Raw genomic sequence first — 25,444 nt, forward strand, 5'->3', positions numbered from 1 at the left:
TTTTTTCTGATATAATAACCGTAAGCATGATCGAAGAAACAAAAAAACACCGTCTCTTCAAGCGTGTCGGTGATTGGATTCGTCATCACCGTACGACTACCTATGCCATTTCTGGGGCAGTACTTATTCTTATTGCCAGCGGCATCGCTTTTGCCCTACTTAATCAAAAGATGCCCGACCCTCCAAAGGTGACTGCCGCCGTGCATCCAAAACCTAAACCAGTTGTGCCGGTTGTTTACTATTCGCCGCTCACAGGGAATCAAGTAGCCAACCAAGCAGCAACCATTCAACCAGTCACTGCCATCATGATCGAAAACAGCCCCTCAGCCCGTCCACAATCCGGTATAAAGGAAGCGGGGGTTGTCTTTGAGGCTATTGCCGAAGGTGGCATCACTCGCTATCTAACACTCCACCAAGAGGACAAACCTCAGCTTATCGGGCCAGTCCGAAGCGTCCGTAGTTACTATGTAGATTGGCTTACGCCGTTTAATGCCAGTGTCGCCCATGTTGGCGGTAGTGCAGCTGCACTCGCTACCGTCCGAAATGGACAGTACCGTGATATCGATGAATTCTTTAATGGCGCTTACTACTGGCGAGCAACCGACCGCTATGCGCCTCACAACGTGTACACGAGCTTTGCAAAACTCGATGCACTCAATGTCGCCAAAGGCTACACCGAATCACACTTTACTGGTTTTACCCGTACGGATGGCAAAGCCGTTGCAAAGCCTGACGCAACTAAAATTGCTATTGGCTTTGGAAGCGCACTTTATGACACCAACTATACCTACAACCCAACCACAAACAACTACAACAGGATTCTTGCTGGTGCACCACACCTCGACCGCGAAGAGGGACAAATCACTCCGGCAGTTGTCGTGGCTATGAAAGTGCAAGAAACAACCGTTCTTGAAGATGGCTACCGGGAAAATATCAATGCCATTGGTAGCGGTGAAGCAGTCATCTTTCAAAACGGCACTGCACAAACAGTGACATGGCATAAAGCCACCCAGGCAAGTCAGATTACCTTTACCGATACAAACGGCAAGGATGTGCCACTAGTACGCGGCCAAACCTGGATAGCCGCAGTACCAATCGGAAGAGGGAGTGTTTCGTGGCAGTAGAAGAACCGCAAAAAAAGGCCGCCAAGCAACCGGTAATGGTGCGTGACTACTGGCCGCGCTTTAATAGATATGCGATTGTTTTGACAATTCTCATGCAGATTGTCATGACCCTTATCATTGCGTGTGTCCTATTTATGACCGGTGTCATTGATGCCAATAGAGCCTACACCTGGATTGCGCTCCTTGCAGTCCTGGTTATGAGCACTGGCCTTAACCTTATTCTCGTTAACCAGCTGCTAATTCCGCTCAAGGACCTTACCAGCGCTTTAACCCACGCCTCTAAAGAGCCGACTAATATTACGCCACCCAACCCCAACGCTCGTCATTTTGAGCGTGACGGCTTCAAGCCACTTTTGCAACTTATCTACCAGCTAGCCTCTGATGAAGATGTGTCAGATGATGATAAGAAGAAAATGGCAGCCTCCACTAGTGAAGTGACGCAACTAGTTACGGCTCTCAACAATACAAACGCTGGATTCATTGTTATGAACGCCCAGCAAGATATCTTATATGCCAACACCCAGGCACCTGTTCATACTGATCCAAATGGAAAAAAAGTAGTCGATCTTATCTTTGATGATGATACAACCCTCACTAAATGGCTTATCGACTGCGAAGAGAACGCCGTTCACGCTGACCATACATGGTTACGCGTCGCTAATAAGATCACCGGCGAAGAAGGCCGTAAAATCTATGACATCACCGCCTCCTACCAAAAGGGAAGCGAAGCTGAAGTTGTTATCATGCTCTTTGAACGTACTTCCGACTACCAACCGGAAGACGATGACCTCGATTTCATTGCATTTGCCGCCCACGAGTTACGCGGCCCAATTACGGTCATCCGTGGCTACCTCGACGTATTAAATGATGAACTCGCCGAAAGGCTCGAAGACGATCAACATGAGCTGCTCGAGCGCCTTATTGTTTCAGCAAACCGTCTTTCAAGCTATGTTAATAACATCCTCAATGCATCACGCTACGACCGTCGACATCTTAAGGTTTTACTACGCCAGGATTCGCTCTCAGATATCTATGACATGATCAGTGACGATATGCAGCTTCGTGCTTCGAGCCAAAACCGCATGCTCTCTGTTTCTATTCCTAAAGATCTACCGACTGTTGCCGCCGATCGAGGCAGTATTAGCGAAGTTCTTTCGAACCTCATAGATAATGCCGTCAAATATAGTAATGAGGGTGGCCTCGTTAATGTATCTGCCCGTAAAGATGGTGATTTCGTAAAGGTTGCCGTTGAAGACCATGGCATCGGCATGCCGAGTAGCGTCGTAAGTAATTTGTTTCATAAATTCTATCGTTCACACCGGTCACGCGAAACCGTCGCCGGTACTGGTATTGGACTTTACATCTGTAAGGCCATTGTTGAGTCGCATGGTGGTACAATAGGGGTTAGAAGTGCCGAAGGTGAGGGATCAACGTTTGAGTTTAGTCTACCAATTTACAGCACCGTCGCCGACAAACTAACCGCAAGTCAGGGTAGTAACGAAGGCCTCATCGAGCACAACGAGGATGGATGGATTAAGAATCATGCAATGTACAGGGGTTAAAAATGGCAATTAAATCAATTCTATGTATCGAAGATGATCGCTTTATCGGCGAAATGTACGTTCGTAGCCTTAAAAAATCAGGTTACGACGTCGATTGGATGGTAGACGGTAACGATGGGCTTGTCGCCGCGCGCAACAAACACTACGACCTAATCCTACTCGATATCATGTTGCCAGAGCGTCGCGGTAGCGAGATCCTCGCTTCACTGCGTGGCGGAAAAGAAGATCTGATCCCGAATACCAAGGTGATCGTTATGACCAACTTCGACCAAGATGACGAATCTCGTGCGGCTATGCAACATAACGCAGACGGGTATCTTATTAAGGCAGAAATCACCCCTAAAAAACTTCTCGCTATCATAGAGAAACTTCGGTAAATCTTTTAAAGTGCGTCATATCGGTATTTATTCAGGTACGTTCGACCCCGTACATGCTGGTCATATAGTTTTTGGCCTCGAGACGCTTAAGCAGCTTCAGCTCGATGAAATCATTTATCTCCCAGAGACCACACCTCGCTTTAAAACCGAGGTTACCCCGCTCAAACACCGCCTTGCCATGCTCGAGATTGCAACAGTCCCTTACGAAGGTCTTCGTCCATTATCCGTCCGTTCTTCTCAGTTCACGATTACAGATACATTGCCAGAGCTGCAGCAATTATTTCCAGATAGCCAATTTACATTCCTATTAGGTTCAGATGTACTGCGTTCGCTCCCTTTGTGGCCTGGAATTGAGAAGCTGGCTCAAACTGCTCGATTTGCCATGGGTCTAAGAGGTAAGGACACCACAGAGTCACTCGCGCCAGTACTGAATTCTATTTCTACTCTACACCTAGAGTACACTCTCATTACCACCTCACTTTCAGAAGCATGTTCATCGACCATACGAACGGGTGAGGACGAGCATGTGAGCACTCCGGTCGCCGCCTATGCTTACCAGAATAATCTGTATAAAAAATAAAACACCTATTCTAGGTGCTTTTACAGATGACTAAGTAGTTTGCCGGATGGGCGACTGGTAGCGAGAATATCGCCGGCCAAGTCGCCCATCCGGACCACCACCACGAACCGTCAGACGGCGGCCACGAGCTCCCGCTCGGAAGCGAAGACGTCGATCTTCTGGGGGTCGGACTCATCCAGACCGTCCAGGTAGCTGAGTGCGCTGTCGACGACGGACTTCGAGATCCCCGAGGGGAAGCCGTGACCCGTGCCGATCTTCGCCTTGACGACGAGAACCAGCCGGTCGAGCGGCGTGGTGTCCTTCACCATCAGGTAGGTGGTGCGGACGACGTCCACCTCGGCGCGGACCAGAACGGTCGAACCGTCATGCTCGCTGTTGAGCTCGTCGAGGTTGCCGACGACGACGACCGGCTTGCAGTGCTGACCCATGGGAAAGGTCCTCTCATGTGGAATCGGGGTTGGTGGTAGGTGCTTCACGATCGAGTTCGTACCTATCGAGGCCGTACCTACACATCATGTGCATACATTATAACATGATGAAGTAATAAAGTCAAATTAAACGGCCTCAGCCTCTTACGGCTATGTTTAAAAGTGCGATGAGTGCCACTACAGCCCACACGATATTAAGGGTTGCAGGCTGTTTAGCTTTTTTCATAACTGAAATAATCGCAATACCACTCGCTCCTGTAAGGTTAAGTAGCTGATATAGTAACCCATCGGCCGGTGTTATCTTAAAACTAACGAATGCATAAGCGAGCAAAATTGCCCCAACACCATACCAGCCTGCCGCTTCTACAAGAATTTTCTTCATGGAGAAAGTATAGCACGTCAATAAACTCCTAACGAGATGAGGCGACTATCCCCTTACGACAAGTACGGGAATTCCAGTAAATATTTTTGTGGCCCAAGACCTCATTTTTCCTCTTGCCAACTATCGCTAACCGGAGGATAATTGTTACAGAATATAGCCAAAGTGTAACAAGGAGGCATATGGCGGTTGATAATAAATTCAGACTAATGACAGCGGTCGAAGCCGAGGACGAGTTAGGTAAGAAGTATTTCTATCGCCAGAAAACCTATCGCTACCATGCAGCGGGGCGCCTTCACGCCTTTGATTACCATGGTAAGCAATGCTTCCTGCCAAGTACGCTTATTAAGCCGTACATCGAAGATCTCAAGGCTAAGCTCGATCGACAGTTTCCTGAGCTCCAGTATAGCGAGGTATTCTATGACGATCTAACTCGTCGGATGGTTGTGGACGGCATCTTTAGTCGGTATGTGGCTGCATATACTGATCAGGAAACCGAGGAAGACCTCCTGAAGAAGATTGCCCACTTAAAAGAATGGTTCCTTGAACAAGGCGAACTGCAGGACGGCGATCCAACGGTGCCGGCAGCCGACGAGCCTGAGGTTGTGGAAAAACCTGTGGAAAAGGACTTCGTCGATTCAGACGATGATCTTCCAGCACCGATAGCATCTCAGTTTCCTGAATCTATTACGTTTGTTCGCGTTGATACACCAGCTGTTGAAGGGGTTGATGTTAAGAGTCTTATCCTCATAAGCTTGCCGTCCATCGCACAGTTCATAGGGGTAAAAACAGACTCATTTTCCGAATGGTTGAGCGCCACCTCATTTGTGGACTTTACGCTTAGCATCCACCACAGGAAAATCCATGCTCCGGAAATTTCCGGAGCATGGAAAAAAGGAATACAGAACGGTCTCGTGCCTTTCTTGCCCTTAGAAATGATTCCAGAACTTCTTGTCGCCTTTAAACAGAGCAACCGGACACCGGCGTATCCTGGTCGGGCGGAACAGCTATACCAATTAGCGAAGAGTACTCTCGAAGCTGTTGGCCTGGCTATCTCCGGTAATAAGACACAGGCTGCCAAAGAGCTGGCGAGGGTCAGTGAGGGCTTGGGCATATCGGCAGCCGATCAGGTGATTGAAATATTTAAGCGATATGAATCACGCCCCTTCCAGGTTGATACGAATAAGTCCTTCCGGGGTCGGGTAATGAAAGAGGGCAAGGACATTAAAGTCGTCACTGGCGATATTACACTTGGCGTAACTGGACGATGGCCAAGTCAGTGGCTGGCAGACGGGAAGAAGTACAACCTACCAAGTAAGCAACGCACCACTGGTCGCGAGGTCATGCGGACCATATCTCCTGCTGACAGTGTGGGCATCACCTTCAGCGAAAGTCACTATCTTAAAGACTCAAGTAATATGAACGAGGTAATAGAGACTGGCAAACAAGGTAAGAACTTCTATACACGGCTGAAAGACGTTGGTTTACTAGACGACTAGCCGCCGTCCCAAATAGTGCACAATGCCGCGCGTCCTAACAAAATTGGATACATAGCCTGACTGCGATGCGAATAGCGCCAGGTGAACTCATCAACATAGAGCTGCAGATACTTGCGTGAGACACGATGATACGTACCGTCGATTGAGCGTTTTAGCTGGCTCCAGAACCCCTCAATTGTATTGGTCGACACGCGATGGCGAGCATACTCGCGGCGCGCGTGATTAACTGAGTCGTGCTTGATCCCATACTTTTTCGTCCAGAGGTAGATCTTCGACTCATCGCTATAGAGGGTGCTGTCAAACTCGATATTCTCGTGAAGAAATGTCTTCGCGCGCCTCATCGAGGCTGTGTCGGATACCTGCGCTCGCACCTCCCCGTCACGCTCCACCACACTGAGAACGGGGACCTTGTGTCGCGGGCCGGCCGAGAACCTGCGTCGACCACCGTAGTATGTTTCGTCGGCTTCGACGGTTATACCGCGGCCACCGATCTTCTCTGCAAGGAACATCAGTCGGCACACCTGGTGGCCCATGCGATGGGCTGTCTTGTATGTAACGCCAAGATGGCGCTCTAACTCCTTAGCCGCAACGCCGTTCTTAGAGGCTGAGAACAGGTAGCTGCAGTGCATGCAGGCGTAGCACTTACGTCCAGCAACCCTAAAAAACTTCGTGTCTATGACGCCGCAGCGTGGGCAATCCTTCACGTGGCCAAAGCGCGCCTTGAAAATAAGGTCGAGGCAGACGTCATCATCTGGAAAGTCCATCCGGAACTGCTTGACGGTATATCTCCTGCTGCGCCTCACGAGCAGAGAAAAATAGGTTGAGTAAAAAGAAAATGGAAGGGCGTTCAGTATGTACCTCCTTTCTTTAGGTTGATGTCAACGCGAGAGCGTAACCAAAATAAAACACCCAAAGGAGGTGCTAGCAAAATAGTGATGAAGGTGCAGACGCCCCCTGGCGTTTGTTTGTGGTGGGAAGAAAGACTCTCTATTACGACGTGCGAAGTCGCGTTGTTCGTTACTTTATCATAACCCCTTTTTGATTACGAGCATAACCGAATTGCCAGGCTGCAAAAGTAGTGATGTAGCAATAAACACGGCATATATAGCGTCTAATTGCTTTCCAATGACACAATTGGGTGATAAAATTAAAAGTGAAAGGTACGTAGGTAGGGAGCACGGGCGAGAGGTTAAGGATCCTTTTTGTCTGTCGCCTTGTTGCGTGCAACTCTTGTCACAACTAGGGGGCGGATAAACGAGATCACCTCGTCGTCTCGGCCGACGATTGCGATTTCAGGAGCCAATGCCCCATTCGTCAGTGCTCCAGGAAAGGAATTTTATGGTAAAGAAGCCAGCCAATTCCGGCCAGCATTGGACACCTTCGCAGATTTCTCAATTGAAATCTCTTGCGAAGCACAACACGCCAACGCGGGTCATGGGTCTGAAGCTTGAACGCACACCAGGTGCGGTTCAGAGCAAAGCACAAGACCTTGGCGTCAGCTTAAAACCGACGAACCAGAGCCCTTACGGCACTAAAAAGAAGTAGACCACGACGTTAATCGTGGTCCGGGACTCAAGAGCCGAGCTTGAGTCACAACGTACAGCATATCACATACTACTATTGTAGCTGAATGAATTTTTATAACCTACGGAGACCATCGGTGCCACTTTATAATGCCAATCCTTCTACGAAAGAAGACATTCAAGAACTTATCCGCGTGACCAAACGCTCAAGCATTACCGCATGGCTGGCCATCGCTATCAGTGCGGCTAGTTTTCTTGTCGCCACATTTAAATAAATCTAGCGTACTTGTTGTGAGGGGATAGTCGCCCGAGAAGTCGCCCGAGATGACTATTGAAGATTATTGATTTTTATGTTAAAATATGAAAGATTTTACGCTCCAAAAGGGCGGAAACATCGCCCTTTTCATCTGCACATCGAACTTCAAGGAGACCGAAAGTGAGCAACACCAGCATGAGCGAGGTCATCGAGATGGCCCGTAGCGCGGAGGTCTTCGACGACACCACGGCGGGACAGCTCAACGAGCGACTCGCCGACAAGACTGTCGAACAGCTCGGCGCCACCAAGTTCGAACTCGCCAAGCAGCTCGGCACGATGCCCAACGCCTTCAAGGTGGCCGGCACCCTGCTCGACTTCATGCGCGAGGCCGAACTGATCGGGAACACGACCCCGGCCGCTCCGGCCCAGCCGATGGCGGTCACCGTGGTCATGCCGACCAAGCGTAGCGACATGGGACTCGGTGAGCTCTTTAACGAGCTGACCGAGCACCCCGAAGACGCCGACGAACTGGTGGCCCTCATCGGCCAGCAGAACTCAGTCCAGCAGGCGAACGCCAAGCTCCACGGCAGCGGCGAGTGGGCCATCCCCAACGAGGACGGCCTGCTCAACGTCGCCGAGACGCTGGAGTACGTCCGCCACCTGGCGGCCAAGTACACCCAGCCCCAGCGCAAGTGGAAGAGCCAGTACTGGCCGACCACGCTCGAGCGAGCGCTCGGACGGGACCAGCGCATCATGCTGTATCCGTTCGCGACCGGCGCCCAGAACCTGCTCCTCGTCGGACCGGACCGGTTCGGCAACGACTGGTCCAAGCTGTCGGATAACGTTCACGAGGCGGTGATCCACGCGGTCACGCGGCACATCCTCGCCGTCAACAACGAGACCGACACCCGCCGCGTCACGCACGAGCTGTTCAGCGACGAGCTGCCCGCGTACCTGCGGGACATCGTCGAGGACTACGAGCAGGGCAAGGCGCGCGGCGTCAAGGTCGAGCGCTACGCCACGCCGGAACAGCTTCAGGCTGCCGGTCTGGATGTCGACTCCTTCGGGAGCCGCCACCCTTTCGGCGCTGAGCCCGAGCACGATGACGCGTGGTACGAGGCGCGTCTTCGTGAGGTCGCTCTGGCTCCGATCAACAAGCCGAACGGAGACATCCGCAAGAGTCGCTGCGTCCTGACGTCAGTCAGCGCCGCACACGGTGATGTACGACTGGACAACGTGATCGTCCTGGGCTTCGTCCAGCTGGCCCACGGTGACCTCGAAGGCACGTTCTACATGCCTTCGAGGCGCAGCCCCAGTCTGGCTCACGGTGACGACGACTCCATCGTTCGTGACCTCCCCTGGAAGCGGCTCTATGCCAAGGCCCAGGAGCTCGGCCTGATCTGAGCAGTTCGATCGTCAGCAAGATGAGAAGGGAGGGGGCGGCTTCGGCCGTCCCCACACCTTCCTTAGTTTAATATCACTTTATTCAACATCTCTTACACCAGCAAACGCTGGTTTTTTGTTTATTCAGAAAAATAAAGCCAACTGCGGGCAATATCCGCAACTCAAACCTAAGTCGGAATACCCCAACCTTCAAACTGAACTGTGCCATCACCTATATACAGCACGTCCGCGAAATAACCTCCACCGTTAAAGCTCTGGGTAGGGTAGGTCGAACTACCCGTACCCGCTTGGTATTTACCGTTATGCACACTCGAGGTAGTCTGCGGCGCCGTTAGGTCACCGTCGGTAACACTACTTGATGCAAATAATCCTGAGGTTGATGCATAGTAATCAATCGTCCATACACAAATAACGTATTTCGTATTAGCAGTAATCGAGATGGGCGTCGTAAAGAGAACCTGGCTCCAACCTGTTTGAGGATTGCTAAAAGTAGCTGAAGCGAGAGCCGTGCCTGTTGTATCTGAAGTCCAGCTATATAACGTTGCAATAACAGGATGTGTAGGAAGAATATCAGGGAAATACCACCGTGCACCATAGATCTTACCGTCGCTCGATGACGTGAAGAGCGTACCAAGGGTATAGTCAGTACTATCATTGGCAATCGTAGAAGTTGGAACAAGTGTCGATGTATAAATAGTTTTATAGTCGACAGGAACGGTGGCGGGAAGACCGTATGCCGAAGGTGATTGTACTGTCCCCGGTCCTACGAGAGCAGGAGCTGCAAGATTGGCCGTCGTACCTAGTAATGTTGTCGGCTGGTGTCCAAAATCACCCAACACGTTAATAAATGCTTGCTGCATCACAACGTCGACCGGACCATTAATATCCAGGTTACCCGCACGGTATCTGCTCAGTCCCCATGGAAAACGCCACGTGCCCGTGTTAAAGACCAACGCACCAGATGGTGCTTGGTAAAGCGTCATGCCATAGAATAGCGTTCCATCTGCATTGTAGCTATTACCATAATAGTCGGCGCGCTGCGCACGAATTTGCGTTGCCTGACGATTTAACATCACCATGTTTTTTGGCGTAGTTGGTTCGTCGACTTTTACATAGTCCCACTCAGCACCTATCGCACCTGGAAAGAGGACTGTTCCCGGTGATATATACATCATTCCCACTGCAGCATGTGGGTTGGCAAATTGAGCAGTTGCCGAATAGGTATGACTTCCTAGCGTAACGGCACCATTGGTATCCATAGCCACAAGCGACACCCACGGTCCAGATGCTGCAGTTGAGGTGTCAACCTCGACACGAGACGTTAGCCCTGCACCGGCTGTCCAGCTAGTTGTTTTCTGGGTGCCCGTTGCATCTACATCAGCAAACACACAAATCGCCCACCGGTCGCTACCTTCAGTTCGAATCGCAAGTGTTGCATGAGCCGCACCACCACTCGCATCTGCAGCAATCGTCTTATTCGTCTCTTCCCATACAGCGCCTCCGTAGGCAATACAAGTCGCACAGGCCATCACCGACCTGGTCCAGTTAAAAACGTAGGCAGCGGCACCAGCCTGAGATGCGTACACCTGAATAAGAACAGTCGAAATATTTGTCAAACCAGTAGATTGTTGAAAGACAACACGGAAACCATTTGAGCTAAAACCACCCGGGTCGCCATTAAAAGCGATGGTCATTAGAATGAGATCTCCTACTTGCGTGGACGCCGGCGTGGTAACGGTAATCGCCGTGCCGGCAGTCGACAGAGCGACCGTTGATGAGCCGTGAGGCGTAATCGTACTACCCGTCGAAACAGATGTATTGCGCCAAATCGGAAGACTGCTGTAGTCGTTCGGAACGGCAATGCGCTCACTAAAGGTTCCGTTACCAACAAACCATTGACCTGTCATGCCGGTCTCCGGTCGTCGATTGGTATTATTAACACCGCCGACAATCGTACGTGAATCACGCCAGGTACCGGTATAGCTTATCGGGTCATACTTAGTAGTATTATCATAACCAGTGGTATCATGTGAGTCTTTATAGCAAATCATAGTACGTCGACTCGTGTCGGCAGGATCAAATCGCACATGCCAAAGAGAAGTGTTCGAAGTAATAAACATCAGATTAGTGCCAGCATCGCGAGCACTCTCGTAGGCATCGCGTACATTAGCAGACCAGTACTCACTATGTCCCTGCGAAATGGCTGTTGCAAACTTCGACGGTATCGAGGTATCTTTGTCGATATCAACCATCGTATAGTACGCAACGTCGTAACCGTTCGCCTCCAAAAAGCTCACCGCTCCACCTTCAGAATCCCAAAAAAATGTTTCTGAATTAGCGCCTATTGTTCCAAGAGGTCTATCATAGGAAACAGCAAACCCTCTGTTAGCTGTCGTAGGACTCGGTGCCGTACCGTACAGGTATCGTCCGCTATAGCCAGAATAACCATTACCCGTATCGGTTACTCCTCCCCAGGGGTTATATGCCTGCCAGGTGAAATCTGCTGTTGTCATCATGATAGTTTGCGATTTTGTTGATGGGACAGGGGATTTGACCACAAAAGTGCCCATCATTTGATACGCAGAGTTATCCGTTCGTCTTAATGTATACGAATAAATTCCTGGCGTCGCAGCCGCTGGAATTGCCCAGGTAGCATTTGTCGTCCATGCACATACGGTTCCACCATACGAATTGATCGTAGGCACTGGCTGCACCACAGGACTACCCGAGATCGTAGCTTGGGCTCGTGCACCAAACGGAAAATAGCCATAATGGCCAATGCGCACAATCTCTACGTTGAATCCAATATTGTTGGAGTAAACTTTAAAGTCAACTGTGTCACCAGGATTATACGACAGGCTTCCAGTGTAGCCGCTAATTTGAGCATTGAGAGCATCAGTTGGAGCAGAGAGCCATTTATTATAGTATGTGCCTGGCAAGGAGTTCTCCGCGGCAATCGCATTCGGGTAGGGATTAGAGTACGTAGCAACGCCACCAGACAAATCTTGATACGCCCAAACAACTGACTGGTGTATAGAACCAAGCTGGATACTAGCACTCTGAGCCTGCAATGTAGTAGCACTAGACTGATCCGAGACAGCAATCATCGACCAATAAATACTTTTCGATGGATCCGTATTAATGCCTTCATTAGCATATTGTTTACCCAGTGGTTCAAATCCCCACCATTGGTGCTGTGATACGGCGATTGAGCTATCGCCAACGGTAAACATAGCAAAAACCACTGCTGAATTGGTCGTAGTAATTGTCCCCGTTTTTGCACGACCATTAGTATCAATGCTCGTGTTACCGCCCACTCCACCTTCCGTCGCACCAGCTATAAAACTGCCAAGCGAACCTGAGGCAAACTCATAAATCATCCCATCAACATTTTCTGCGCCATTGAGCGATATCGCTACGGCCGTCGTTCCACCAGCCGAATCAACAATGTCCTGTGCAGCCACTTCGCGAGTATTAAGCGATGTCGTTCGTTTCGTGAATGCCGTCGTACCTAATTTTGCCGTTACAATCGCACCGCCACCCGCAACGCACACAAGTGTTGAACCGGCAGTTGTAGCAGGAATCGTAACGCTAAAATTAGCCGTTGCCGTGCTCGGGCTCTTAAAACGGGTCGAGTTTAAAAGTCGAGCCATGGCACTATCCTACGAAACAGCCTTCGTTACGATAACAGTTGTTGTTAGGTCGGCACCAGCGACTGTCGAGCCAACCTGAAGCACATCAACCGTTAGATAATCTCCAGCCACAAGAGAAGTTATGTCAGGTGTCGCACCGGGACCACCGCTATTTGCACCAGCAGTAATGCGAGGCCGATTAGCAGCTGTGGTGTATATGGTGCTGCCATTCTTTTTAATATCGAGTACTAAATCCGCTCCAGTTGGAGCTGTACCAACCATAAGTCGCGTACCAACGATAGTATATGTACCATCAACAGGGAATCGCATCGTGCCACCAGAGACAGTGAGCGTACCGTTTTTCGAGAATGTAGCGAGCGAAAAGGTGAGGGTGTGAGAGTGCGCAGGTAGATTGGCCATAGGTAACTTGGCTGCTGCGTCTAGCGGTGCATAACCGTTTGCCGCACCTTTGTTGGCTGTTTGTTCAGCACTGTTAATAGTTGACGCTTTTTTAAGAGTGCCGTCAGCGTTAAGCTCTACACTTAGAAAATCGTTTAAAATTGCGCCCCAGGTACTGTCATCTGAACCTGGTATAGGCAAACGCGACATCGTTGCTACCTCTTTATTCTATATATGTACAATGCGCTCTACCGCGCGTTACAATTACACTTATGTTTCATTATAACTACCTACTACAGGATGTAAAGATCACATCAAGAATAATATGTTCGAAGATAGCCACAGGTGTCCCGGCGTCTGCTAAGAATCATTCGCTTGATATGACTTGAGTAAGGTGGGCGAGGCCGAGTGTTGAAGATGACCACGCACCCAAGGCCACATAGAGGCATCCCTTGATGTCGAGGAACAGATAATGCACACCTCAATTAGCGAAAACTCTACTCTACACCATCGACACCCGCACAAGCAATTTCCTAACGGTTATTCAGCAGAGTGGTCGATTTCTTATAAGGCGCACCCTCCACCTAAATCAAGAACCCCGTCTCTAATTGTTTTAGAGCTTCGTCGATTCTGTCGAGGTAACTTTCATCGTTATCCTCACTGTCAATTAAGATACCGATCGTCACTCCCATGAGCGCACTCGCGAGTGTACGAACAGCGGGATCATCTGCCGTTCGTTTGGCGTGTTCAGCGATTAAGCTAGCAAGCATGTCGGTGCTCATGGATATCTGATCAATCATGGCCATTCTTAACTTTGGAACGGTACGAATTAAGATCATACGTTGTCTATGTAATTTGCTTTCTACGGCGCTTATTGTTGATCCTGAGAATACTTCGTTGAATGTATTTCGCAATGCCTGAATAGTTGTAATATTCGAAGACTGATTACGAAAACTGCTCATAAGGTCAGGACCAAGGCTGTTATACAGCACGGCCGCCTCCTTTGTTGCAAAGTGTCTAAAAAAAGTGCTGCGCGAAATCATTGCCGCCACCGCGATCTGCTCAACTGTTACAAGGTCGTAACCATGTTTGATGGATAATACCACGGCCTTTTTATGCACAGTGTCTAACAGGTGTCGTCTCTTTTGCTCTCGCAATCCTACGCGAATCTTCATAGCATGCCGTGATTCGCTCATAGGTTTTCTCACTGTGTTCATATTCATACAATAGTATAAAATGAGACTGAGTGTCAATATTCTTGACACGAATACTGCCTTTGCTTATAGTCGAATTGGCGCCAGGTTTTCAAACTAACATTAAGCAGGAGGGGTAACTATGAATGCAGATGATCTTGATTTCGAAAATATAAAACCAATCGATCATAACCAGGAATCATTAAAAGAGGGGTCAAAGGCAACACCACTTTCCACCCTCATCTGGGCAGTTGCATCAGGTGATCTAGCTACCGTGGGCGCTCAAATCGCCGACGATATCGAATGGGGGCTCATGCCTTACAACAAAGTGCTCAAAGGAAGAAATGAAGTTATGCCGTGGTTTCAGGCGGCCGTAGCGGATAAAAAAACTCCTATCATGATCACGAACGCAATCGCTAGTGACTGGGGTGTTCTAGAGTACTGGAATATCGGCACCGTGAGTGAAGAGGTTATTAAGTTTGGCAACGAGCAAAAATGGCCTTGGCCAAAAGACCCAGAGACCTTCCTGGGAGAAAAGTACAAAGTTGCTCAGTGTTTTGTGTATCACCTTAATTCAGAAAGAAAGATAGATCTGATGAGGCAGTACCTAGACACCGGGAGCGTATGGGCACAGTTTTAATAAGAAGCTAGAAAATATAAAAACCTGGATGACACCGGCATCCAGGTTTTTTCTTAGGCTGTAATGAATTCACGACTTGAGGTGGGGGATTCGAACCCTGAATAATTTATAACCGTTCCTTGACGGGATACTCTCGAAATTTAGCCTTCGGGAAAGCGGATCACTTCTGCGAAGTATAAAGTGATTCAGGCTGGCAATCGAAAATAACGTTAGATGTACTGAGCGATAAGGGCTGTCTTGCTTTTCTGTAGCTCCGTCGGCGTACCTTCAAACATAATTTTGCCACCCTTGTCACCACCATCAGGGCCAAGATCGATAATCCAATCTGCCTGGCGAATCACCTCAACATTATGCTCAATTGTGATGACCGTATTTCCTTCACCAACCAGCCGATCGATGAGTTTATGGAGGCGAGCAATATCAGAAATATGCAACCCAGTCGTAGGTTCATCAAGCACATACACGCTACCTTTTTTATGCAGTTCGCTGGCAAGTTTTATGCGCTGACATTCACCACCTGAGAGGGTACTGAGCGGCTGACCAAGCGTTAGGTATTCTAGGCCAACATCGTTAAGCGCTTGCAATTTAGCTGCAACTTCAGGCAAGTCAAAGAATTCATTCGCGTCACTCATTGTTAAATCAAGTACATCGGTAATCGACTTGCCATTATATTTGTAGGCAAGTACTTCATCCTTAAACCGTTTACCGCCACATACATCACACGGTGTCTTAGCATCATCCAGGAAGCCTAGGTTTTGAGTCAAAAATCCAGCACCTTTACAGTTATCGCAGGCACCTTTGGAGTTAAAGCTAAAGAGTCCAGCATCTACTTTGTTAGTATCGGCAAAAGCTTTGCGAATCACGTCCATGATTCCTATATAAGTGGCCGGGTTAGAGCGGTTAGAAGTACCAACCGGCGTTTGGTTAACGACAATTGCAAGCGGATGTTGCTTTAAAAATTCATCATGAATCAGTGAGCTCTTACCTGATCCCGATACACCAGTAACCACCGTAAAGACACCTGTCGGAATATCAACCGTAACATTCTGCAGATTATGTGCGGTCGCGTTCTTCACCGTCAGTTTACCATTAGATTTGCGAAACTCCGGTTTAATAGGTACTTGGTCTTTGAGGTGTTCGCCTGTAAGCGTTTTCGCTTTTAACAACTCTGCATAAGTACCCTCAAAAACCACCTCGCCGCCCTTTGTGCCGGCAAGGGGACCAACATCCACAATATGATCAGCGGCTTTGATAACATCTGGATCATGTTCTACGACGATAACTGTATTACCTTGATCGCGTAGTTTGCATAACAACTCATTTAAGCGGTGAACATCTCGCGGATGCAGACCGATGCTTGGCTCGTCAAAGATATACATTACATCAACTAGGCTACCGTTAAGATGTTTTACCAACTTAACACGCTGCGATTCACCACCAGAGAGCGTGTCAGTTGTCCGATCTAGACTAAGATATCCGAGTCCAATCTCTACTAAGTTAGATAACCGTTCTTCAACTGTCTTTACGAGCGCATGATTCTCTTGACGATCAAGTTTTTGAACAACGCCAAGCAGTTTATCAACCTGTATCGCGCTGAAATCAGCAATATTATAACCCTCGATCTTGCAAGCTAGCGCCTTTTGGTTCAATCGAGCACCATGACACAGCTCACATATACCCATAGTAATAAATGGACTGACGTTTTTCTGCGTGCGCTCTGACATCGTTCTAAAATCGAACTGCGTGATGTATTTGCGTACGAACTTATCGACTACACCCTCAAAATTGAGCTTCATACCGGCGCCCAGATCAACTTTAACTAACCCCGAGTGATAAAGTGCATCAAGTTCTTTTTGACTAAAATCTTTAAGTTTCTTATCCGGGTCAAATAGACCTGAATGCTGAACAATCCTTAGCTGCCAACTATTGGTACTAGTATAGTCGGGGAGGCGTAGGGCCCCTTCGTTAATTGATTTATCCATATCAAATGCCGCATCCATATCGATACCCAGTTTTTGGCCTACCCCGTTACAGTTAGGACACATGCCGGCGGGATCATTAAAAGAGAAGGCGTTTGCATACCCTACATATGGCTTACCGAACCGAGAAAACATCAGTCGCAAGGCCGTCGCAATATCGGTTACCGTACCGACGGTCGAGTGTGAACCACCACCGAGCGGCTTTTGATCCACAATCACAGCCATGCTCAAGTTTTTAATCTCATCAGCCTCAGGCTGGCTGATACGAGGTAAGAAGTTACGAACAAACATACTAAAGTTCTCGTTTAGCAACCGCTGCGATTCGGCGGCGATAGTATCAAACACAATGCTTGATTTTCCCGAGCCCGATACGCCTGTAAAAATAGTTATCTTGCGTTTTGGAATCTTAAGACTGACGTCCTTTAGGTTGTTCTCGCGGGCACCGCGAATTTCAATATATTCTTGCATGCATGCTCCTTGTACCTCTTATAGTACTATGATTTGATTCACAGTGTTACCGGAATAAAAAAGAGGCCCACAGTGGAGCCTCTTTTTGTATGTTTTTCTAGAAAGGCGCTCGTGCATCATGCTTCTGCGCAAAGAAGATGACATTTTCATCTGGGTCTTTTACGTTCAACCACTTTACGGCAGATCCAGGCCCGAATAGATCATCCTGAACTTCATCAATCTCAAGATCTTTATCGCTTAGTTCTTTGTGCGTGGCGTCAACATCTGACGTCTCAAAATACACCGATACTTTACTAAGCTGAGCGTTCTCAGCGGCAGCGCTCGATCGTGAAAGCGTCAGACTAGCTCCACCTTCGGGGAGGGCAAGGGTAGTCCACCAGTTGTCATCGTCCATGCGGTATTCTGTCGAAATGGCAAAGCCAAGTTTATCAACGTAAAACTCTTTAGATTTAGTCATGTCACCAACATTTATCGTGACCATCATAAGTTTGTTTGCAGTTTGCATAGAGATCCTTTCTATTGCATTTTTATTCATTTTGCTATATAATCAACTTACTTGATATTAGAGTTATTGTCAACAACATTATGAATACAAAGCAAGAATTAGAGAAGAAAGTGTTTTTCGCCGCTCGTGATCAAGGGGTTAGTTCGGTTTTATTTCGTAATGCCATTGCGCGGAAACTGAACCTAAACGCGACCGACTCTGAATGTCTGAGTTTTTTGACTATAAAAGGGACTTCAACTCCAACAGAACTTGCCAGATTCACTGGTCTCACCACCGGTTCAACCACCGCGATGCTGGATCGACTCGAAAAGGTTCATTTTATTGTGCGAAAACCTAACCCTAATGACAGGCGCGGGGTACTCATAGAGATTGACCCTCATTATACTCAGTTAGCTATGCCACTTGTGATGGGTGTTCAAAAATCACATAAAGAACTCCTCGCTAGCTATTCAAACGAAGAACTCGCCACGATAGCAGATTTTTTAACACATTTTACAAAGAATGTTACCGAGCATATAGATAAAATTGACAAAAATCTCAGTTAGATAGGCTACGATCAGGCGTTCATACCTTTAGTACAATATTGACTAAATAGCCAAATACTACTAAAGTATGCAACACGTCTCCAGGATACTACACGGAAGGATATTCCGATGACCTCTAGTCAGGTTCAGTCCACGACGTTGCACCTCAACCAACCCGTCGTTCGGTCGCTCCTCCGACCCGTCAGATCTACCCTCGGGTGGATCACCGGCACGCGAAGGTGGCGATGGATAGCCGTGGTGCTCGCCCTATTTCTGGGCATCAGCACCACTTCAATCATGCTCTCCGCTGTCGTTACACCCAGTCAGAGCATCAATACGCTTGGCCAGCATTTTACGGTCAATGCTGTCACGCCCGACTGGTCACTGAGTGGCCACGGTGAAATAACGGTTGATACTGGTACGCCGCAGACGTTCTATCTGCTACCAACCCAGTACTATGGGCCAGTGCGCGCCCATCTAACCGTGAATGCACCGTTCCAGGGGAGTGATCTCCTGAATAGGGCGGCGGTCGAGCACAAATTGCCGCCGGATGTCAGTGCCCAGTTCGTCGCCGGCTTTCGGACTTGGCTGATCAACTTCGCGTTCATCGCGTTGGCGATCAGCCTGTTCCTCAGCATCGGCGTCTCCTTCGTGTTTCTCAACTTCAAGAGCGACAGAAGGCGACAGGCAGGACTACTCGTACTCCGTACGCTCGTTGCGACAATACTGAGTTTGGCAATCGCTGCCACGCTCTTTGTCGTTGGGTCGAGCTCGATCAGCCAGGCAACATCGCTGGATGATTTGGTCGGACACAGTACGCTGCACCTGTCGCCCGTGCCCATGGGTCCCAAGCTCAAGGGCTACGACGCCGTATCCATCGGTGATTCGCGTGCGGCAACACAGGGAGGAAAGGACCTCAAAAACCCCACAAAAGATGATTCGGACTGTCGGCGAAGCAGCGATTCGCTTGCTGCGCAGATAGGACGTGTCGAGGGGTGGCGAGTGCTCAACCTCGCGTGCTCCAGCGCAACCATCGACGAAGGGTTGATGGGACCGCAATCACGCAGCGGCCGCTCATTGATCCCCCAGATCAGTGCGGTCAAGCAGATGACCGGCATCAAAGCCGTATTCGTCACCATCGGTCCCAACGACCTCTGGTGGTCGCGCGCGATCGGCCTGTGCTACTTGGCCGACGTGTGCAACGACAACCTCACGACACCCGACTACCAGGCACTCCTCGAGAAGTTCAAGTGGAGTTACCACGATCTCCTCGTCGAGCTTCAGGGCCTCACCAACGGCCCCGACGGTAGCCATCCGATGATCGTGATCAACGGTTCGTACGACGTCATCAAGCAGGGAGCAACCTGCGCGGCGACTAAGGGGCTCACGCCCGAGAAGATCGACATGCTCAACCAGCGCAATGCCGATCTGAACAAGGTGTTGCAAGAGGGCGCCGGCCTGTTCGGGTTCAGGTTCGTCAAGCCAGAGCTCAAGACGCTCTGCGATGACCTGTCAGACAGTCCCGGTGCTGATATCCGCCCACCAACCGACAAGGATGCCTTTCACCCAACAGGTGACGGCGTCATGGTCATGGCAGTTGCCGATGCCTTGACGCTCGCAGGAGCATCAAGCGGCACCGTTCGGTAGATCCCATGGAGGCGAAAACACCCCCGAAACCTTCGTGGTTTCGGGGGCCGCTTCATATATAGCGAGAGTGTTATGTAAAAATTACAAGCCAAACGCCTCGTACACTTCGACGGTGCCAGTGCCCGCTTGCACGTTTGGCGCCTTCTGAGCGACGGCTAATGCTTCATCAAAGTTTTCAGCCTCGATAATAGCATAACCTGTTAACAGGTTATCAGCGGCTTTAACACCGTCTTTAGTGGCACTTTTACCACCGAACTTAAAAGCATCACCACTCTTATGAGCTGATCCCAGTAGTCCAAGCCATTCTCCCCAAGCCTGCATTACTTTTTTAACCTCAGCCTCTGGAGCTGCACTCCAGTCATTCGCTTCGTTCATCTTATATACAAGAATGTACTTTGTCATGTTTTCTATTCCTTTCATTATTAGTACTAGTCGGAGTATACCTACTGACAATGAATCAGCAAATGTAAAAAAATCAACAATATCAATCTCAGCAAAACCCGAGAGCATTGCATGCTGCAATCGTGTATTCTTTAGATAAAGCTGTACTTGCTTTTTATACATAAACATGAAATAATATTTTAGTCTTACGAATTGGATTGGGTGCATGCAACCCGCAGCACCCCCGAGCAAGGAGACACGTATGCATGACATCGATCTGGAGGTCCAGCCCGGCACCTCGATCGAAGAGGCTGTCCAGCAGGCTTTCGTCCTCGTGGCAAGGATACCCGACGCGAGAGTGGTCCTGGAATACGGGACCATCTGCTCCTCGGGCAAGTTCCTCATCACGAGTGAGTCGTCGTACAACGAGCACATGGCGGCCTTCGACCGCGCCCAGAACCACACGGGCGAGTTCGAGACGACCTACGACAAGGGCGTCGTCATCGGCCCGTGAATTCGGGTGACGGCGCCAGCATGTAACCGGGATTGACGTCCCTGCTCGTGGCCCGTTCCGTCCGTCCCTTTGGGATAGGCGGAACGGGCAACGTTAACCTATTTAGAATTTTGCTATAAGCCCATCGCGGATCAGTGTCGCAGAGCAACATCCAAACAAGAAAAAGCTTCACAGTCCGTGAAGCTTTTTCTATCTCATTACAGAATATCATAGGGAATGATATGCACTTAATTTGAAGTGTCTCCGTAGTCGTTCTTGGAGCGGTCGGTGCCGACAAACCAGGACATCTGTACGGTAGTCGTCAACGTGTCGTACGATCCTCTCGAGTTCAGACTCGCCGTCGACCAAGCTGACGCTCAAGTTGCTGTGTGCAATAAGCGTAAAATATGATATAGTAGCGTCGTTCCAAGCGTATCGCTTGGACATACACAGAGGAGTGGACATGGTGCGTGAGTTGTCCCAGGCGGAATTGTCCAAGTTGGTCAGTCAGCGGATCCAGGAGGATCAGGCTGGCCTCGGCGACTTCCGGATGTACGTAGACCTGGCGGTCATGATGCTGACGCAAGCAGAACCACCAGTACTGACAGACACTGAAAACGTCGACCCACACGAGGTCTGGCGTCTCGTGGTGCCAGTAGCGTGTACCGTCCTCAGGGAATGCGGTGTTCTCAACGAGGTTAACGCCGAGTTGATACGCACATACCTACAACTATAACAGTCTAACCTGTAGCCAGGAACCTCCTCTGTGCTACAGCCCAAGTCGTCAAAATGATTGACGGTTTAGGCTGTAGAGCAGCCATAAAACAGTTGCAACGTATCTAACGCAGCTGAACTAAAGCTCCGTCAGTTTCTGTAAAAAACGTCCAACAACATCCAATTCAGCATCCGAGAACTGTTCTAACTTATCTTGAAGGCGTGCATCTATTAACGAATACTCACTCCTCATCTTTTTGATACTTTCGGAACGCAGCCGGATTATTGTGCTCCGACGGTCAATGCCACTAGCAGCGCGTTCTGCATACCCAAGCTCAACAAGCCTATCGATAGCCGCTGTCGTGGCACCGCTCGTAAGGCTAAGGTGTGTTGCGAGTTGGCCTGCCGTTAACTCTCCATACTTATCAAGCAGATGAATGCTATGAAAATCCGTCGGGTGCAATTTCATTTTTTCAGCCACTTGTTGCTGAAATAGATAGACATGCGTACTAAAATCCTGAAGCTTGGTTTGAATGATTGCTACTTTATTAGTTCTTGACATGAATATTCCTTTGCGTATAGTTAGATACATAAAGATACTTTATATATAAAAGTATTATAACATCGAGGGAGTTTCTATGAAAGCACCACAAATCACTGACTATATACCAGCAAAAAATATCCAGATTAACGAGAATGCTAGTGAGCCAACACTAGCACCCGGCTTTGTACTCATAGAAGTTAAGGCCGCCGCATTAAACCCCATTGATTGGAAGATGGTGGAGGGTGAGTTGAGCCGCTTTATGAAACTTCCTTTTCCTTTCACCCCTGGTAGTGACTTTGCCGGCGTCGTCAAGAAAGTAGGAGCTGGAGTCACACATCTTAAAGAAGGTGACAAGGTCTATGGAATGGCAGGTTATAACCGAGGTGGGTCAGGTTCATTAGCCGAGATGGCGATTGCAAACGCGGCATTTGTCTGGAAAAAACCCACCAGCCAGAGCTTTGAACAAGCCGCGGCAGTCCCGATGGCTGGACTTCGAGCCTGGCATGTCCTGGTCGAAATACTACAGGTTAAGGCCGGGCAGCGCGTGCTAATCCACGGTGGTGCAGGCGGCATTGGCACCCTCGCCTTGCAGATAGCTAAACATCTCGGCGCGTACGTTGCCACCACTGTTAGCGAAAAAGATAAAGAATACGCAAAGAGTCTCGGCGCAGATATTGTTGTAGACTACCAGAAAGAAGATTTTAGCGAATTGCTCCACGACTACGATGTTGTCTTTGACACTATCGGGGATGAAATCTTTGCGAAGTCATTCACGGTATTAAAACCTGGCGGCAGGACCACTACGATGCTGTGGGACCGCCATCCAGAACTCGCACAGAAATATCAAATCGAGTTTATCGAGCAAGCTGAGAGCGCAACATCTCAATCATTCACAGAGCTGGGAAAGTTACTAGATAATGGGCTTGTGAAGGTACAGATAGCTAAAACATTTTCACTCGACGAAATTGGGAATGCTTTTGACTACCAGAAAAACGGACATCCACGCGGTAAAGTAGTGACTCAAATTGGAGAACGTTCATAAGCGGGGGAAACGCAACCAGAGCCAAGGACTACACTAACGCTAAACATTCGGATTACTGCTTCTCGAAAATATCGTATTATAAAAAGCATGCACGAACAGTTCGACACTCAGACACTGATGTCCGACGCCAGAATGGAAGAAGAGCGAGCATGGATGCGAAGACGAGCAGCCGAGACTGCGCTAGCAGCATCTACGCTCGAATTAGTGACGTCCCAGAATACTAGCTCAGAGAGTCTTCTCCTAGAACCACGCCCGCTTCTTTCTCTTGATCACTGTCAATTACACACAGGTGGCATGGTCGAGATTCAATTATCCGACAACAGACATATCAACATTATGACTCGCTCTTTTGGACCAGAAGACGGCTATCCGATCATGTTTTGTCCCGGACTTCCTGCAAGCGGCATGCCCGATCTTCCTTATCAGCGCACAAGAGACTTGCACAACAGTGGTCTCCGGCTGTTAATGTGGGATCGGCCTGCCTATGGTGATTCCGAACGCTGGCAGGGGCACAGGGTAGGTGACGGTGCAGTTCTTATGCAAGCAATCGCTCGGGCATACAATATTACACGGCTCAGCGTAGCTGGACGGTCCGGGGGCGCGCCATATGCACTAGCGGCAGGTGCTTTACTCCCCGAAGTTGCAAACGTTGCTATTTTTGCCTGTCGTGCGCCCGCAAATGCGGAGATCGACCGGCTCAACGGCGTAGAAACAAACAACGAAAGACTGATTGGCTTAGCTGACGAGGAAACTTTGGCGAAGAGTTTTGAAGATACATCGGGCGAGGCGATCGTAAGAAATCCTTCAGGGGTAATCCGATCAATTATGCCTCATCTCGGCCCCTCGGATATGAGGGTTGTCAATGAACCACAGGTACACCGTTATCTTGCCGCATCACATGAGAATGCCCTCAAACATGGCTCCTCGGGAAGAATCGATAATATCATGGCGCTTAGGGCACATTGGTGTTTTGAACTCTCAGACCTTGGCGAAAAGGAAGTATATATCATACAGGGGACTGCGGACGACAAATACACTAGCATAGCGCATTTTGACTATCTGAGAGAGCATATACCACACAATATACCGATCGAACGATCCGATATGGGACATATGGGTACAATAGCTCTGGAAATGCCTGTCTTTAGAGCATTAGCTCGGAGTGCCTAAAACTCACACAATTAAAAAGAGTTGTCGCATTGTGCTATACTACAAACAATATGAGTCAGTCTCCTCAACCTAAAAATGTATTAAGTAGTAATGCGCGTAGACCAGCCCCGGGTAAAGCACCTCTGCATTTCAAAATAGTCCTAGCAGTAACCCTGCTCTGCGCATACGAGTCGCTCACTAAAGGTTGGCTAACGATCATCCTTTTCCCGGCTTCAATGGTTATATTATTACTATTCGTTTTCCTTCAGTTCCAAGCATCTTCAAGACTAGCTAAGACCGTACCAGCAACTATTGGATTACGCACTGTGCAAATCGGTCAAATCATTGCTGTACTAGCACTATATCTTGGTGTTGTCGGCTTTGGAGATACACACCAAGTATTCCTTTTTGGGTTTCTGAGTATAGATTTAAGCTCGCCGCTTGTAGGTATTAGCTCGTTCATAGGCTGGACGGGACTTGCACTGACAATTGTCTTTTCGGGACTCCTACTGATTAGCATTGTATTTGGTAAGAGGTATGGAAATAGAGGCGTCATCCTTGGAGGAGCTTTATTTCTCGTCGTCTGTACAATCTTCGGAATTACCGTCTATAACGATAACAATATGCCGCCGGTACATTACTGCGATGGCAAGGAAATATCGGCAGAAGCTGCTTTGAATTGTAATGGAGCATTACAGCAAGTTCAGCCCGATACTCCACAGCATCCCGTCATTATCACGCCGGGTCTGACACGATAACGATTATCCTCTATGGCTAGAAGGTGACTCTTCTTGTGAGCTATCCTTATAGAGTCCGAACTGGATTTTTTACTTACATGTCAACAAGACAGCGATTCCCTAGAACCTGAGTCTCAAAACCCCCACATAAGCTGGTACGCGAGCAATGTTCGGATGTAGTGAACGGCGTAGCCGTTCACCGAGCGGGGAAACGAACTCTGTAAGAAGAGATGTTCTTTAAGATAGTCAAAGACGCATTCAATCC

The 25,444-nt window shown here is 48.9% G+C and carries 26 protein-coding genes; 16 read left to right on the top strand and 10 right to left on the bottom strand.

The genetic code is table 11. The features are described from left to right. The first annotated feature begins 26 nt into the window (after nucleotides 1-26). The 4 genes from VLG36_00715 to VLG36_00730 are packed head-to-tail and all read left to right on the top strand — an operon-like array spanning nucleotide 27 to nucleotide 3,643. Nucleotides 27-1,124, top strand: a complete 1,098-nt coding sequence (locus tag VLG36_00715; protein ID HSW77302.1) for a DUF3048 domain-containing protein — start codon at nucleotides 27-29, stop codon at nucleotides 1,122-1,124. After that, a complete protein-coding gene (locus tag VLG36_00720; GenBank protein ID HSW77303.1) occupies nucleotides 1,115-2,686 on the top strand; it encodes a HAMP domain-containing sensor histidine kinase in 1,572 nt (523 codons plus the stop codon). Before VLG36_00715 ends, VLG36_00720 begins: the two co-directional genes overlap by 10 nt. A 2-nt stretch (nucleotides 2,687-2,688) precedes the next feature. Beyond that, nucleotides 2,689-3,063: a response regulator gene (locus tag VLG36_00725; GenBank protein HSW77304.1), complete on the top strand. Its 375-nt coding sequence runs from the start codon at nucleotides 2,689-2,691 to the stop codon at nucleotides 3,061-3,063. Nucleotides 3,064-3,073: 10 nt separating this feature from the next. Next, nucleotides 3,074-3,643: an adenylyltransferase/cytidyltransferase family protein gene (locus VLG36_00730; protein HSW77305.1), complete on the top strand. Its 570-nt coding sequence runs from the start codon at nucleotides 3,074-3,076 to the stop codon at nucleotides 3,641-3,643. A gap of 110 nt (nucleotides 3,644-3,753) precedes the next feature. Here the strand turns inward: VLG36_00730 and VLG36_00735 are convergent, their stop codons facing one another. Both VLG36_00735 and VLG36_00740 read right to left on the bottom strand, forming a co-directional pair. Then, a complete protein-coding gene (locus tag VLG36_00735) occupies nucleotides 3,754-4,071 on the bottom strand; it encodes a hypothetical protein (protein ID HSW77306.1) in 318 nt (105 codons plus the stop codon). Nucleotides 4,072-4,207: 136 nt separating this feature from the next. Next, nucleotides 4,208-4,453 (bottom strand): hypothetical protein, encoded by a 246-nt coding sequence (locus VLG36_00740; protein HSW77307.1) that lies wholly within the window; start codon nucleotides 4,451-4,453, stop codon nucleotides 4,208-4,210. A 206-nt stretch (nucleotides 4,454-4,659) separates the two neighbouring features. Here VLG36_00740 and VLG36_00745 point away from each other — a divergent pair, with 206 nt between their 5' ends. Further along, nucleotides 4,660-5,949, top strand: a complete 1,290-nt coding sequence (locus VLG36_00745) for a hypothetical protein (protein ID HSW77308.1) — start codon at nucleotides 4,660-4,662, stop codon at nucleotides 5,947-5,949. Here VLG36_00745 and VLG36_00750 read toward each other — a convergent pair. Further along, nucleotides 5,946-6,578, bottom strand: a complete 633-nt coding sequence (locus tag VLG36_00750) for an IS1595 family transposase (protein HSW77309.1) — start codon at nucleotides 6,576-6,578, stop codon at nucleotides 5,946-5,948. The two genes, VLG36_00745 and VLG36_00750, sit on opposite strands and share 4 nt — an antisense overlap. Here VLG36_00750 and VLG36_00755 point away from each other — a divergent pair. The 4 genes from VLG36_00755 (at nucleotide 6,573) to VLG36_00770 (ending at nucleotide 9,132) form a co-directional block, all read left to right on the top strand. Continuing rightward, nucleotides 6,573-6,773: a hypothetical protein gene (locus VLG36_00755; protein ID HSW77310.1), complete on the top strand. Its 201-nt coding sequence runs from the start codon at nucleotides 6,573-6,575 to the stop codon at nucleotides 6,771-6,773. The two genes, VLG36_00750 and VLG36_00755, sit on opposite strands and share 6 nt — an antisense overlap. Before the next feature lie 514 nt (nucleotides 6,774-7,287). Next, on the top strand, nucleotides 7,288-7,494 hold the full coding sequence (locus VLG36_00760; GenBank protein HSW77311.1) for a hypothetical protein: 207 nt from the start codon (nucleotides 7,288-7,290) through the stop codon (nucleotides 7,492-7,494). Between the two features lie 85 nt (nucleotides 7,495-7,579). Beyond that, complete coding sequence (locus VLG36_00765; GenBank protein HSW77312.1) at nucleotides 7,580-7,747, top strand: hypothetical protein; 168 nt, start codon at nucleotides 7,580-7,582, stop codon at nucleotides 7,745-7,747. Between the two features lie 176 nt (nucleotides 7,748-7,923). Then, complete coding sequence (locus VLG36_00770) at nucleotides 7,924-9,132, top strand: hypothetical protein (protein HSW77313.1); 1,209 nt, start codon at nucleotides 7,924-7,926, stop codon at nucleotides 9,130-9,132. A gap of 167 nt (nucleotides 9,133-9,299) precedes the next feature. Here VLG36_00770 and VLG36_00775 read toward each other — a convergent pair whose 3' ends face one another. From VLG36_00775 to VLG36_00785, 3 genes are all read right to left on the bottom strand, one after another. Beyond that, nucleotides 9,300-12,785: a DUF4082 domain-containing protein gene (locus VLG36_00775; GenBank protein HSW77314.1), complete on the bottom strand. Its 3,486-nt coding sequence runs from the start codon at nucleotides 12,783-12,785 to the stop codon at nucleotides 9,300-9,302. A gap of 9 nt (nucleotides 12,786-12,794) precedes the next feature. Beyond that, nucleotides 12,795-13,373, bottom strand: a complete 579-nt coding sequence (locus VLG36_00780; protein HSW77315.1) for a hypothetical protein — start codon at nucleotides 13,371-13,373, stop codon at nucleotides 12,795-12,797. 374 nt (nucleotides 13,374-13,747) lie between these two features. After that, nucleotides 13,748-14,359 (bottom strand): TetR family transcriptional regulator, encoded by a 612-nt coding sequence (locus VLG36_00785; GenBank protein HSW77316.1) that lies wholly within the window; start codon nucleotides 14,357-14,359, stop codon nucleotides 13,748-13,750. 139 nt (nucleotides 14,360-14,498) lie between these two features. Here VLG36_00785 and VLG36_00790 point away from each other — a divergent pair, with 139 nt between their 5' ends. After that, nucleotides 14,499-14,996 (top strand): hypothetical protein, encoded by a 498-nt coding sequence (locus tag VLG36_00790; protein HSW77317.1) that lies wholly within the window; start codon nucleotides 14,499-14,501, stop codon nucleotides 14,994-14,996. A 209-nt stretch (nucleotides 14,997-15,205) separates the two neighbouring features. On the opposite strand, the gene VLG36_00795 is transcribed toward VLG36_00790, so the two are convergent. Next, a complete protein-coding gene (locus VLG36_00795) occupies nucleotides 15,206-17,443 on the bottom strand; it encodes an excinuclease ABC subunit UvrA (GenBank protein ID HSW77318.1) in 2,238 nt (745 codons plus the stop codon). 97 nt (nucleotides 17,444-17,540) lie between these two features. Further along, on the bottom strand, nucleotides 17,541-17,948 hold the full coding sequence (locus VLG36_00800) for a glyoxalase superfamily protein (GenBank protein ID HSW77319.1): 408 nt from the start codon (nucleotides 17,946-17,948) through the stop codon (nucleotides 17,541-17,543). Between the two features lie 80 nt (nucleotides 17,949-18,028). Here VLG36_00800 and VLG36_00805 point away from each other — a divergent pair, with 80 nt between their 5' ends. Then, on the top strand, nucleotides 18,029-18,493 hold the full coding sequence (locus VLG36_00805; GenBank protein HSW77320.1) for a MarR family transcriptional regulator: 465 nt from the start codon (nucleotides 18,029-18,031) through the stop codon (nucleotides 18,491-18,493). 234 nt (nucleotides 18,494-18,727) lie between these two features. Then, nucleotides 18,728-20,119 (top strand): GDSL-type esterase/lipase family protein, encoded by a 1,392-nt coding sequence (locus tag VLG36_00810; GenBank protein HSW77321.1) that lies wholly within the window; start codon nucleotides 18,728-18,730, stop codon nucleotides 20,117-20,119. Nucleotides 20,120-20,200: 81 nt separating this feature from the next. On the opposite strand, the gene VLG36_00815 is transcribed toward VLG36_00810, so the two are convergent. Then, a complete protein-coding gene (locus VLG36_00815; protein HSW77322.1) occupies nucleotides 20,201-20,689 on the bottom strand; it encodes a YciI family protein in 489 nt (162 codons plus the stop codon). A gap of 73 nt (nucleotides 20,690-20,762) precedes the next feature. Between VLG36_00815 and VLG36_00820 the strand changes: the two genes are divergently transcribed. Further along, complete coding sequence (locus VLG36_00820; GenBank protein ID HSW77323.1) at nucleotides 20,763-21,014, top strand: hypothetical protein; 252 nt, start codon at nucleotides 20,763-20,765, stop codon at nucleotides 21,012-21,014. 832 nt (nucleotides 21,015-21,846) lie between these two features. On the opposite strand, the gene VLG36_00825 is transcribed toward VLG36_00820, so the two are convergent. Next, on the bottom strand, nucleotides 21,847-22,269 hold the full coding sequence (locus tag VLG36_00825; protein ID HSW77324.1) for a MarR family transcriptional regulator: 423 nt from the start codon (nucleotides 22,267-22,269) through the stop codon (nucleotides 21,847-21,849). A gap of 76 nt (nucleotides 22,270-22,345) precedes the next feature. On the opposite strand from VLG36_00825, the gene VLG36_00830 reads away from it, so the two are divergent. The 3 genes from VLG36_00830 to VLG36_00840 all read left to right on the top strand — a co-directional run bounded on the left by VLG36_00830 (nucleotide 22,346) and on the right by VLG36_00840 (nucleotide 25,200). Then, entirely contained in the window at nucleotides 22,346-23,293 is a 948-nt protein-coding gene (locus tag VLG36_00830; GenBank protein HSW77325.1) for an NADP-dependent oxidoreductase, read from the top strand. An 87-nt stretch (nucleotides 23,294-23,380) separates the two neighbouring features. Then, complete coding sequence (locus VLG36_00835; protein HSW77326.1) at nucleotides 23,381-24,463, top strand: alpha/beta hydrolase; 1,083 nt, start codon at nucleotides 23,381-23,383, stop codon at nucleotides 24,461-24,463. Between the two features lie 50 nt (nucleotides 24,464-24,513). Then, nucleotides 24,514-25,200, top strand: a complete 687-nt coding sequence (locus VLG36_00840) for a hypothetical protein (GenBank protein HSW77327.1) — start codon at nucleotides 24,514-24,516, stop codon at nucleotides 25,198-25,200. The last annotated feature ends 244 nt before the right edge of the window (nucleotides 25,201-25,444 follow it).

The organism is Candidatus Chromulinivoraceae bacterium (genome assembly GCA_035478595.1).
GTDB lineage: Bacteria > Patescibacteriota > Saccharimonadia > Saccharimonadales > Saccharimonadaceae > CAMLKC01.